We start from the raw sequence: 12,658 nt of genomic DNA on the forward strand, positions 1-12,658 counted from the left end.
CTTTTATTCGTTTACTAATTTTTTCTCAAATCTATTTAAATCATTGTCATGACCTATCACGATTAATATATCATGAAATTCAATATTTTCATTTGGATCTGGTGCTACGATGATATCTTTACCTCTTTTAACTGCAATGATATTTATACCGTAATTTGCACGTACATCCAATTCTAGTATAGAACTACCAGCAAGTCTTTCCCCTGCTTTAATTTCTACAATTGAATACTCATCAGAGAGTTCTAAGTAGTCTAGTACAGATGCACTAGCAACATTATGTGCGATACGACGACCCATATCTCTTTCTGGATGGACAACAGTATCCGCACCTATTTTATTCAGAATTTTAGCGTGATAATCGTTCTGAGCTTTAGCTGTAACTTTTTTAACACCTAATTCTTTAAGAATTAATGTTGTTAACGTACTCGCTTGTATATTCTCACCTATCGCAACAATGACATGATCGAAATTGCGTATACCTAAACTTTTCATGACCGCTTCATCTGTTGTATCTGCAATCACCGCATGTGTGGCGATATCACTGAACTCATTCACTCTTGCTTCATCTGCATCAATGGCCATTACATCCATATCTAAAGCATTGAGCTCTCTTACAATACTTCCGCCAAATCGGCCTAAACCTATAACTACATACTCCCTACTCATGATATGCCTCCATACTTTATAATAATATTATTTTTTACCTTTAACGTAATCTGCATCAAAGATAAATAATCTTAATAATAATATAAGCGATGGCACGAGTAAAAGTAAACCTAAAATAAATACGATTACAAGCATTAATGCCATTTGATCGTTCACAACTGCTTTATCAATATTGATAAATGGATCTAAAATATACGGCAATTTACTTACACCATATCCAAAGAATGCTGTACCGAATTGTAATAATATCATGATAAATGCAACACCATGTGCTTTTTTAAAGTATATTAATCCAACAGCAATGATAAAGAATATAATACTTAATCCGAATAACCACCAATAACTGCCGACTGCATTATTAAAATGCGTTTCATTATGTTGTCTTAATGATAAGAAAACGAACTGACAAATGATGATCATTGGAATTGCCCATATAAGGAACCACTGTCTCAATAAATGATATGCTTCAGAATCTTTAGCTTTATTCGCATAAAATGTTAAAAATCCTGATGAAATATATAACACTGAGATAATTGCTAAAAATACAACTGCCCATGCATATGGACTTAATAATAAATCAACCCACTGTAGGTGAACGCCATCACTTGTTTCTTTAATATAGCCACCTTCAGCAATTGTTAAAATGGTTGATAATGATGCTGGAATCAATAAACCTGTTCCACCATATAAGAATAACCATGATAATTTACTATCTTGTCCATAGTTTTCAAATGCGTAAAAGCTACCACGAATGGTTAGTAAAATTAATGCAATACTACCAGGTATTAATAATGTTGACCCGAAATAATATGCAGAGTCTGGGAAGAATCCAACTATTCCTACAAAGAAGAATACGAAGAACACATTTGTTACTTCCCACACAGGGTTTAAATATCTAGAAATCAAGTTATTGATAATATGATCTTGCTTCGTTAATTTAGCGTGAAATGCGAAGAAACCTGCACCAAAATCAATCGCACCAATAATAATGTAACCAAACAGAAAGAGCCAAAGCACTGTAATACCTATATGTTGATAATCCATTATACTTCACCCTTTCTGTCTATTATTTTGTTCACATCATCAGTCGCTTTACTGTGACTAAACATTCTAATAAGTACATAACTTGATGAAATACCAAGAACTAAATAAAGTATTGCGAATGCAATGAATACAAGTGCAAGTCCATCAGCATTTGTTGCAGCTTGTGCAACTTTTAAGTAACCTCTTAATATCCAAGGTTGTCTACCCATCTCAGCTAAGAACCAACCAAATTCAATTGCAAGCATTGCAAGTGGTCCCGTTAATACCGCTAAATATAAGATTGGCTTACTATATTGCGACCATTTTTTCACCCATTTTAATACGACAAATAAAGCTGAAACGACAAAACAATACACACCAAAGAATACCATCAAATCAAAGAAATAGTGAATGATAAGTGGTGGTGTTTCATCACTCTTAAATTCGTTTAATCCTTTAACTTCAGTATTAAAATTACTATCTGATAAGAAACTTAAAGCGCCAGGAATTTTAATAGCACCTTTAACTTCTTGTTTATCTTCATCAACTACCCCAAATAATACTAGGTCTGCTTTTGATTCACTTTCAAAATGCCACTCCATAGCTGCTAATTTTTCAGGTTGTTCTTGATGTAAGAACTTAGCTGATAAATCTCCTGCTAACATTGCAAGTAAACTCGCAATTAAACCAACTATCATTGTAAGTTTAAGAGCTTTTTTATGATATTCTTTATCGTCTATAAATTTATTCTTAATTAAACGATATGCTGCTATACTTGCTAAAATAAATGCAGCTGTCATAAACGCAGTCGCTATAACGTGAAATGCTCTAATACCGAATGATGCATTAAACATCGCAGCGATTGGATCAATGTTCATCAATTTTCCATTGATAAAATCGAATCCATTTGGCGTATTCATGAAAGAATTCACAGATGTAATAAAGAACGCTGAGAATGTACCACCAATAATTACTGGTAACGTAATTAAAAAGTGCGTCCATTTACCTTTGAATCTATCCCACGTATATAAATAAATACTTAAGAAAATAGCCTCAAAGAAAAAGGCGAATGTTTCCATAAATAATGGTAGCGCAATAACTTGCCCACCTAATTGCATAAATGCTGGCCACAATAACGATAATTGTAGACCAATAATTGTTCCCGTAACTACTCCGACCGCTACAGTAATCGTATACCCTTTAGACCAACGTTTTGCCATTGCTATATACATAGGATTATTGTTCTTAATACCTATGAATTCAGCAATTGCAAACATTAATGGGATTCCCACACCAATTGTTGCAAAAATGATATGGAATCCCAATGTCATAGCAGTTAGTAAACGACTTATAACTACTGCATCCATAATATTCCTCCATTCAACGTTTGTGATATACATCACAATTTAATCTTATTATACAACACTTTAATCATTTGTGAAATGTTTAACATTTACAAAGTAATGACAAATTAATGGCAAAATAGGACATAATCGTTGAACGCTTTAAAAAATCATTTATAATATGTCTATATAAAGTTGAGGTGAAAGCTATGAGTGAAGTTACAATTTATACACAAGACCAGTGTCCCCCTTGCCAATTTGTAAAACAATATTTTAATGAAAAAGAAATTCCGTTTACAGAAAAAAATATAAAAAACAAACAATTTAAAAACGAACTTATCGATCTAGACAGTTTTTCAACACCTACTGTTCTCATTAATGATGAAGTTTTTTATCAAGTTGATATAGAATCTTTTAATAAAGCATTAGGCATTCATTAATGAAGATTCAATTTCCAAGTTCTAAAATTAAAGTCACCACACATTCTATTGATACAAACTTAAAATCAAATCTAAAACTCATTCATATAACAGATTTGCATTTAGGTTATTATTCTAATTTAGAAAATTTATATCAACTTGTACGTCTTATCAATGAGCAAGAAGCAGATATTGTTTGTTTCACAGGTGATTGTTTTGATGATATTGCTCAAATTTCATTTGACCCTTATCTAGTTATACCTTTATTTCGTACAGTTCAATCAAAATATGGAAAGTTTTTTGTTCCAGGCAACCACGATTACGGTTCAAACGGCATTCATACGGTATTAGATATCATGAATAAATCGGGTTTTGAAGTCTTGTTAAACAATTCTTACGTCGTCAACACACCTGATGGTAATATTCAGATTAACGGTATTGACGATTTATGTTTTGGTCAGCCTAATTTTAGCAGTTCATTCCAAGTAACTAATTGTCGTATAGACTTTCGAATTGGACTCGTACATGAACCTGATAAAGTTAAATTATTAGATCCAAACATCCATTTAGTACTTTCTGGACATACACATGGTGGTCAAGTTCGACTTCCTAAGATTGGCGCTATTTATACTCCAACTTATGGAAAAATATATAAACAAGGTTTGTATCAAATTAGAACTGGACAATACCTCTATGTTAATCAAGGCATAGGTATGACAAGACTACCTATTAGAATATTTTGTTCACCTGAAATTGCGATATTCAACTTGAACGCTCATTAAAATCTGAAAAGATCATTCACATATAAAAACAGAGCAGTTATCTACTTAATGTTAAGAGATAACTGCTCTGTTTTTTAATTTTAAAGAATTTGATTAACGAGTTCTACAACTTCTTCTTCTGTTGCACAGTTAATTGCTTTGTTCGCTAATTCTTGCATTTCTTTTTGATCTAATTGTTTGATTTGCTTTCTAGCTTTTAGAATACTTGTCGCACTCATAGAGAATTCATCTAAACCTAATCCAAGTAATAATGGAATTGCTGTATTGTCTCCAGCCATTTCTCCACACATACCAGTCCATTTACCTTCTTTATGAGAAGCTTCAATTACTTGCTTAACTAAGCGAAGAATTGCAGGGTTATATGGTTGGTATAAGTAAGAAACACGCTCAGACATACGGTCAGCAGCCATTGTATATTGGATTAAATCATTCGTACCAATACTGAAGAAATCAACTTCTTTAGCGAAGATGTCTGCAAGTGCTGCAGTAGATGGAATTTCTACCATAATACCGATTTCGATATCATCCGCAACGTTAACACCTTCAGAAACTAATTTTTCTTTTTCTTCAAGTAAGATTGCTTTAGCGTCTCTAAATTCTTTAATAGTTGCAATCATTGGGAACATGATATTTAACTTACCAAATTCAGAAGCACGTAATAAAGCTCTTAATTGTGTTCTAAAGATATCAGTTTGATCTAAACATAAACGAATCGCTCTATATCCTAAGAATGGGTTCATTTCTTTAGGTAAGTTTAGGTAAGATAATTCTTTATCTCCACCTATGTCTAAAGTACGAACGACAACACGTTTGCCGTCCATTTCTTTTAAGACTTTGCTATATGCTTCAAATTGTTCTTCTTCTGAAGGCATATTGTCTCTACCCATGTATAAGAATTCAGTACGGTATAAACCGATACCTTCTGCGCCGTTATTTTTAACACCTTCTAAGTCATTAGGTGTACCAATATTCGCAGCTAATTCTACATGAACACCATCTTTAGAAACAGATTCATCATTAACTAATTTAGCTAATTCTTCTTTTTCAGCTAAGAAGTTTTTCTGTTTTTGTTCGTATGCTTGAACTTCGTCATCTGTTGGGTTAATGATTACATCACCAGATAAACCATCAATGATTAAACTATCACCATGGTTAACGCGATCAGTAATATCTTTAGTACCTACAACAGCTGGAATTTCTAATGAACGACTCATTATTGCTGAGTGTGAAGTTCTTCCACCGATATTTGTCGCAAAACCTTTAACAAACTCTTTGTTAAGTTGCGCAGTGTCAGATGGTGTTAAATCTTCACCTACAATAATAACGCTTTCATTGATCATACTAGGATTTGGTAATTCTACACCTAAAATATGTGCCAAAACACGTTTAGAAACGTCACGAATATCTGCCGCACGTTCTTTCATGTATTCATTATCCATATTTTCGAAGATTGTAATGAAGTTTGTTGATACTTCATTTAATGCAGTAGGTGCATTTACTTTGTTATTGCGAATATTTTCTTCAATTGGATTTAATAATTCTGGATCTTCTAACACTAATAAATGCGCATCAAAAATCGCAGCTTTATCTGCACCAAGTTGTTTTTCAGCATTATTACGAATTTGAGTTAATTCAACTTTTGATTGATTAACAGCCGCTTTAAACTTTTCAACTTCGCCGTCTACATCGCTGATATTTTCGCTTGAAAACGATAAGTCAGGTTCAACTAATAAATATGCTTTACTAATAGCCACACCATCAGATGCAGCTATACCTTTTAATAATTCAGACATTATTTAGTTAATCCTTCTTTAGATAATACTTCAGTAATTGCTTCGATAGCTTCTTTCTCATCACTACCCTCAGCGTAGATAGTAATTTCAGCATCTTTACCAACACCTAGGCTCATTACACCCATAATTGATTTTAAGTTAACTTTTTTAGCGTTATATTCTAATTGTACATCTGAATCAAATTTAGATGCAGTTTGAACTAACATTGTTGCTGGTCTAGCGTGAATACCCGTTTCGTCAATAATTACGTATGAATTTTGTTCCATTTTTATTGTCTCCTTCTGATACCTATATTAAATTTGTATAAAATCAAATTTTATCTATACGATTAAAGAATATCAAAAAACCACTTACAATTCAATCATATTACATAAGTATGCAATTATTTGAGCTGATTATTCTTTATTTTTGAAGGTTCGTGTATTCAACTGCTATTTGTGTACCAATTTTAGCGTTATGTTCAACAAGTTTAATATTTGTTTCTAATGATTTACCTTCAGATTGCTTAACGATTTCACCTAATAGGAATGGTGTAGAATCTTTGCCGTGAATACCTTCTTCTTCAGCTTTAGCAACTGCTTTGTCAATAATACCATTGATGAAACTTGGCTCTAATTGATCCTCTTCTGGTACCGGGTTAGCGACAACAATACCTGTTTCTAAACCTAAGTCCCATTGTACTTCTGCAAGTTTCGCGATTGTACTTACTTCATCAATTCTTGTGTTTAATTTAAGGCCACTTTCTCTAGTAAAGAATGCTGGAAGTTCGTCAGTTTGGTATCCAACTACCGGTACACCTTTTGTTTCTAAGTATTCTAATGTTTTGTCTAAGTCTAAAATTGATTTAGCACCTGCACAAATAACAGCTACTTTCGTTTTTGAAAGTTCATCTAAGTCTGCAGAAATATCCATTGTGTGTTCTGCACCTTTATGAACACCACCGATACCACCAGTAACAAAGAATTTAATATCTGCTAATTGAGCACAAATCATTGTTGAAGCCACTGTTGTTGCACCAATTTTTTTAGTTGCTAATATTTCAGCGATATCTCTTCTAGAAACTTTTGCTACATTTTCTGCACTTGCTAATAATTGTAATTCATCTTCGCTCAATCCAATTTTAATTTTTCCATCAATAATTGCGATTGTTGCAGGTACCCCACCATTATCTCTTACAATTTGTTCTACTTTTTGTGCCATTTCTACGTTTTGAGGATAAGGCATACCATGTGAAATAATTGTAGATTCTAAAGCAACAATTGCTTTACCTTCCTCTTTTGCTTTTTCTACCTCTGCTGAAAATTGAATATAGTTTTCCATTATAAAGCCTCCATGTCCTTAATTAATTGTTTTTTATCTAAATCTTGTCTTACTGTATAAGCTGTTTGAATTGTTTTAGATGCATTTGCTTTTGCTAAATCAATAATTTTGTCGATTTCATATGATTTCAACCATCCATAAATTAAACCTGATGTAAATGCATCACCGGCACCTGTTACATCAACGACATTATCCACTTTTTTAACTTCAAATTGTCGTTGACCTTCCTCACCATCATAAATAATATTATCTTTACCTGATGTCACAACTAAGTTCTTCACACCTAGTGATCTAATTTCACCAATGTATTGAATTAATTCTGCTTCTGTTTGTGCATCTTTACCTACGAATGATTCAACTTCATCTTTATTTAATATGAGCCAATCAACCGCATGTAAATTATGAGGTAGACGATTCATTTTAGGTCCCGAAACTGCAATCAATACTAATTTAATCTTTTTCTTCTCTGCATATGAACATAAAAACTCTATCGTCTCTTTAGGACAGTTTAAATCTGCAATAATACATTTTGATTTATTGAGTAAATATGTGTTTTTAATCATAAATTCTGGCGTAATTTTGTCATATACTGACATGTCCGCAAACCCCATCGTCATACTACCATGTTGATCTAACAATGCCGTATAACTTCCCGTTGATTCACTAGAAATCTTCTCAACATAATCCACATTCATAAATGGTGATGATAAATCAGAAATATGTTGCCACTCTGCATCATTACCTGAAGTCGTTAATAACAGAACATCTTCACCGATGCGTCCTAAATTCTCAGCAACGTTTCTAGCAACGCCACCAATAGAAGTTTCAGAAGTTACTGGATTTGAAGTACCCTGCACTAATTCGTCTGTAATATGAAATTTCCTATCTATGTTAGCCCCACCTATACAAACAATTGGATTTTGCTCGTTTAACACATATGCTTTCCCTTGAACATATTCTTTCTTAACTAAACCTGAAATAATATTTGCAACTGCAGGTCTAGACAAACCAACTTTATCCGATAACTCTTGTTGTGATATAAAAGGATTCTCTTTAATTAAGTTAAGAATTAATTTTTCATTTTCATTCATTAATTTCACCTCACAAACATTTGTTTATATTTCAAACTTTAGTTTACATTTTGATTATAAAGCGTTTTCAGAATAATTGCAAATATAAAATAAAAAATTACACAAAAATAAGCTAAGACATTACAAAATGCCTTAGCTTATTTCAATATTTTATTCACCTATAAAGTCTTGAATGACTGTTTCACATTTTTTAATGTGATCTTCACCCATTTTTTTCATTAAATAATAACTAATTGAACCAGCAACTGCTTGTCCAACTAATGGTACCCATCTTGATTGTTTTGCCGCTTCTCTTTTTACAACTGATCTAAATATAACTTTTACCATTGCATTCGTTACTTTTTGACCAATAAACTGGCTACCTCTCATTGCAGCTGATGTTAAAACTTTTTGTTTTAAATCATCTTGCATTTTATTAACTTGTTTATGGCTTAATCCATAAATTTTATTAATATCTTCAATGATATCGCCCATTAATTTAATATCCATACCAACACCAAGTCCTGGGATTGGTACTACATTTGCAGCTGAAGACATTAATGACTTCTTATGAATAAGTTCTTTAGCTTTTTTTCTACGTTCTAACAATTCTTCTTGTGAAGTTGGTAATTCAGAACGTTTCTTTATTTCTTGTATACCAAATGCTTTATTACCTGCTTTTGTCGTAATTTTATCGAAAATTCCCATTGTTTCCATTCTCCTCACAGTTCGATTATATTCAAACATTATTATAATAATATATACCCGAACTAGGAAATTTTAACCATTTATTTGTACGAATACGACTTTCAAGTATTTACTTGGTTTATAGTGTGGATGACTCTTGAAGTCTTTAGGTAATCCCATTACATCAGAGATTGTATAATCTACACCTAATTGATCTAATGTTTGATTAATCATTTTTTTGAATGCTTTTTGTGGAAAAGCACTTGAATTTGTACTTAACACTAAGTTACCATTCTCGTTTAATAATTCTAATGCACCTTCAATTAATTCAGGATAGTTTTTCTGAACACTAAAAGTCTTTTTCTTATTACGTGCAAAGCTTGGTGGATCAATAACGACAACGTCATAACTTAAACCATGTCTTAAAGCATATTTGAAATAATCAAATACATCCATTATAAATATATGGTTCTGATTAAGATCCATAGTATTTAAACCAAAGTTTGCTTCAGTTAATGGTCTAGCTCTATTAGCTAAATCCACACTTGTAGTAGATCGAGCATTTTCACTTGCTGCAACTGAAAATGCACCCGTATAACTAAATAAATTCAATATATCTTTATCTTGACTATAGTGGTCTCTTAATTTTTTTCTAACATCTTTTTGATCTAAGAAAATACCTGTCATAGGTCCATCATCAAGGTTAATATTATAGAACATATGGTTTTCTTCTATGACATATGGAAATTCTGGTGCTTCACCCGTTACGAAGTCTGACGCTGTTTCCATTCCTTTAAATCTTCTTTTCTCAAAAATTGATTTATATTCAAAGACTTCTTTAATTGCAGGTAATATTCTATCTTTCAATCGATATATCCCTACTGAGTACCACTGAACTAATAAATGACCATCATAATGATCGATTGTCAGTCCACCAATTCCATCGCCTTCAGCATTAAATAATCTATATGCATTGATTCCATCTACATTTTCATAATATGCTCTATCATTTTTAGCTTCTTCAAATAACTTTACAAAAAAGTTATGATCAATCTTTTCAGTTGAGTCTAATGATAATACCCAGCCTATACCTTTATTTTGTTCACCATAATATGCAGTTGCAATGAATCTTTTTCCTGCATCAACAAGCGCAACTAATTCGCCTTCATCCATTTTAGGCATATCAAAAACGTCGTCTTTTTCAACTAGAGGATACCCTCTTAAATATTTATCTTCTTTTCCTTTTTTGAGCATTAATTGTTTCATTATATATTAGCCATCCTTTCGAAATGTCTCACATATTATAACGTATATTATTCAAAACACCAAAAAACAGAGTATTCCCCTTTAGAATACTCTGTTAACCGAATTTTATTAATCAAAATTTCCCCCAGAAAGTTTTGATCCCCTTATATGTAAACGCTTACTAAAGTTAGTATAAAGGATAAGATTATTCCACGCAATACATTTTTTGAATAAATTCATTAAAATAGTTTACTTATTACATATTCAAACTTTTAAATACAGCAATTGCTCGTGCAAATTATAAAATAAAAGACACTTTATTGAGCGCATAGCGCTCAATAAAGTGTCTAATTATATCGTGTAAGATATTAAAATGATTTTTTCAAGTGAATGATAAATGCAGGTGTTACAAATAATAATAGTAAAAATGAAATTGGTGTGATAAACACGGAAAATTGTGACGTTTGAATTGCTGAAACAAAGAATGTCGTTGCAATTTCAAAGAATAATGCTGAAATGACAAACAACTTACCAAAATTATTTTTATTCTTATAATTTGTTGTGTAATTAAAGTATGCATATAAAATAATCAATAACATCATAATAAATAATGTTAGCCATTCAAAAACATATTGAATTTGAGATAATTTCCATTCACCTGATAAGAATAAACCATTACGGTTATTAAACTCTATAAATGTAAATAAGAATAGAACAACTGTACTTATCCATTCTATATAGCTTTTCTTTAACCATTTCGGTCTTCTCATCCATCTTGGAATATCGTCTTCTTCAATTTTAATAATTTCTTTCCATTTTTCATTACGGCGTTTTCTTTTAGCGATCGCCTCTTCAGAATTGAATTTTTCTAAAGTCGCTTGTTTGAAATTCTGTAATTTTTGGTAAAAACCTTCTGCTAAAGTATATATTTTTCTTGTTAAGCGGTTATTTTTAACTCTTGAATATCTTTCTTCATGAAATTGTTCAATGTCTTCATCACTTACAGGTAAAGATCTTCTTAAATATAAACTAATCCAAACTGACATTTGGCTTAGACACCATAATAGAATGAAGAATAAGTTAACACTCATAACGTCTATAGGCTTTACATTTTGAGCATCGATATTATGGTTCATTGCAAATTGTGAAATGAAATAACATAATCCATATGAAATGATAATCCATAAATAATGTTTCTTTCGATGCATTGGATTTAGCTCATTTTTATAAACGACATATCCCACATGAATTGCAAATGGAATAATAAATAAGAAAGATGCAAAACTATATACTTGGAACATGGTCATCATAATAACAATCATTAAAATAATTGTCAGTCCGATATAAAATACAGAAATATCATAATCGTAATGCGTTGTTCTTCTTAAAGTACGTCCTACTAATAATACAAACACACCAAATAGCAATACGATAATTGCTGCGATAACTGGAAAGTTACCAATATAATGGTGCAATATTCTTACTAATTCATCAAAAAAAGCTACAAAAAAGTCCCAAATGTTATTGATATGGATATTACTTGAATCCTTGATATTATAGTCTTTAATACGCGGCGCATTAAAAAGTATAAGTAATCCAGTAATCAAAAGAAATATACCTATAATTCGACTAAAATGAACTTCCCAGCTTTTTTTCTTTATAGCCATGTTCTTCACCTCATTGAACATTATAATTGTTTCATTTTCAATTGTCTTTAATTATATTGAAAATCAGTCCCAAGTACTAGCAAGAAGTTTAATACTTATATGTAGTTGGGTATATAATAATATCATACATTTTAAAGGAGTGTTATTATGACTCATAATGAAAAGCATAAAGAAGAAGCAGAAAAAGCTAAAAAGAAAGAACAAGAAAATAAGCAAGACAACAACAAAGGTCAGGATGAAACAAAAGAAAATATACAAGACACATTTGAATAAATGAATTTCATTACCTATTCGGGAGCGAAATCGCAAATTTAGATATATTGCGATTTCGCTCCTGATTTTATTTCGAATTTATTTTAATAACTTATAAATCATTTATTTAAGAAATTAATTTCATTTTTATGATTTACTATTGACAAATAGATTAATAAGACTTATCGTATGGATAACAAATTAATAAATGCACTAGGGGTGTTTTGAAACTGAGACAGACATGAAAAGGTCTGAACCCTTTGTACCTGATCTAGATGATACTAGCGTAGGAAAGTGTTCGTAAATCATATAATATTCATTTTTAAATGATAACAATATTTTTGTGCGCTTCTATTTAGATATAGGAGTGCACATTTTTTTATTTAAAAGG

At 31.4% G+C, this 12,658-nt stretch carries 13 protein-coding genes and 1 riboswitch; of the genes, 3 read left to right on the top strand and 10 right to left on the bottom strand.

Going from position 1 to position 12,658, the window contains the following annotated elements; genetic code table 11:
• Positions 1–3: 3 nt before the first annotated feature.
• The 3 genes from LQ677_RS01995 to LQ677_RS02005 are packed head-to-tail and all read right to left on the bottom strand — an operon-like array spanning position 4 to position 3,056.
• On the bottom strand, positions 4–666 hold the full coding sequence (locus tag LQ677_RS01995; RefSeq protein WP_025905183.1) for a potassium channel family protein: 663 nt from the start codon (positions 664–666) through the stop codon (positions 4–6).
• A gap of 27 nt (positions 667–693) precedes the next feature.
• Positions 694–1,710, bottom strand: coding sequence for a cytochrome d ubiquinol oxidase subunit II (locus LQ677_RS02000; protein WP_037587410.1), 1,017 nt, complete (start codon positions 1,708–1,710; stop codon positions 694–696).
• Positions 1,710–3,056, bottom strand: coding sequence for a cytochrome ubiquinol oxidase subunit I (locus tag LQ677_RS02005; RefSeq protein ID WP_196307811.1), 1,347 nt, complete (start codon positions 3,054–3,056; stop codon positions 1,710–1,712). Before LQ677_RS02005 ends, LQ677_RS02000 begins: the two co-directional genes overlap by 1 nt.
• A gap of 185 nt (positions 3,057–3,241) precedes the next feature.
• Here LQ677_RS02005 and LQ677_RS02010 point away from each other — a divergent pair, with 185 nt between their 5' ends.
• The gene (locus LQ677_RS02010; RefSeq protein ID WP_204188701.1) at positions 3,242–3,472 is read left to right on the top strand and encodes a glutaredoxin family protein; all 231 of its coding nucleotides are present in this window, start codon (positions 3,242–3,244) and stop codon (positions 3,470–3,472) included.
• Positions 3,472–4,233: a metallophosphoesterase gene (locus LQ677_RS02015; RefSeq protein WP_126476965.1), complete on the top strand. Its 762-nt coding sequence runs from the start codon at positions 3,472–3,474 to the stop codon at positions 4,231–4,233. The genes LQ677_RS02010 and LQ677_RS02015 overlap by 1 nt, the downstream gene beginning before the upstream one ends.
• A gap of 80 nt (positions 4,234–4,313) precedes the next feature.
• On the opposite strand, the gene ptsP is transcribed toward LQ677_RS02015, so the two are convergent.
• The 7 genes from ptsP to auxA form a co-directional block, all read right to left on the bottom strand.
• Complete coding sequence (gene ptsP / locus LQ677_RS02020) at positions 4,314–6,026, bottom strand: phosphoenolpyruvate--protein phosphotransferase (RefSeq protein WP_037587406.1); 1,713 nt, start codon at positions 6,024–6,026, stop codon at positions 4,314–4,316.
• On the bottom strand, positions 6,026–6,292 hold the full coding sequence (locus LQ677_RS02025; RefSeq protein WP_016912884.1) for a phosphocarrier protein HPr: 267 nt from the start codon (positions 6,290–6,292) through the stop codon (positions 6,026–6,028). The genes ptsP and LQ677_RS02025 overlap by 1 nt, the downstream gene beginning before the upstream one ends.
• Positions 6,293–6,428: 136 nt before the next feature.
• On the bottom strand, positions 6,429–7,346 hold the full coding sequence (locus LQ677_RS02030) for a pseudouridine-5'-phosphate glycosidase (protein WP_126476967.1): 918 nt from the start codon (positions 7,344–7,346) through the stop codon (positions 6,429–6,431).
• On the bottom strand, positions 7,346–8,437 hold the full coding sequence (locus LQ677_RS02035) for a carbohydrate kinase (protein WP_151359407.1): 1,092 nt from the start codon (positions 8,435–8,437) through the stop codon (positions 7,346–7,348). Before LQ677_RS02035 ends, LQ677_RS02030 begins: the two co-directional genes overlap by 1 nt.
• A 150-nt stretch (positions 8,438–8,587) precedes the next feature.
• Positions 8,588–9,124 carry a hypothetical protein gene (locus LQ677_RS02040; RefSeq protein WP_025905191.1) on the bottom strand — a complete coding sequence of 179 codons (537 nt, stop codon included), beginning with the start codon at positions 9,122–9,124 and terminating at the stop codon, positions 8,588–8,590.
• Positions 9,125–9,196: 72 nt separating this feature from the next.
• Complete coding sequence (locus tag LQ677_RS02045; protein ID WP_126476970.1) at positions 9,197–10,369, bottom strand: class I SAM-dependent rRNA methyltransferase; 1,173 nt, start codon at positions 10,367–10,369, stop codon at positions 9,197–9,199.
• 347 nt (positions 10,370–10,716) lie between these two features.
• On the bottom strand, positions 10,717–12,015 hold the full coding sequence (gene auxA / locus LQ677_RS02050) for a lipoteichoic acid stability factor AuxA (protein WP_037587396.1): 1,299 nt from the start codon (positions 12,013–12,015) through the stop codon (positions 10,717–10,719).
• Positions 12,016–12,162: 147 nt separating this feature from the next.
• Between auxA and LQ677_RS14670 the strand changes: the two genes are divergently transcribed.
• A complete protein-coding gene (locus tag LQ677_RS14670) occupies positions 12,163–12,288 on the top strand; it encodes a hypothetical protein (protein WP_257213171.1) in 126 nt (41 codons plus the stop codon).
• Between the two features lie 184 nt (positions 12,289–12,472).
• Positions 12,473–12,577: riboswitch (TPP riboswitch) on the top strand.
• Positions 12,578–12,658: the final 81 nt, after the last annotated feature.

It is taken from the genome of Mammaliicoccus sp. Q-M61 (genome assembly GCF_022386055.1).
Classification (GTDB): domain Bacteria; phylum Bacillota; class Bacilli; order Staphylococcales; family Staphylococcaceae; genus Mammaliicoccus; species Mammaliicoccus sciuri_A.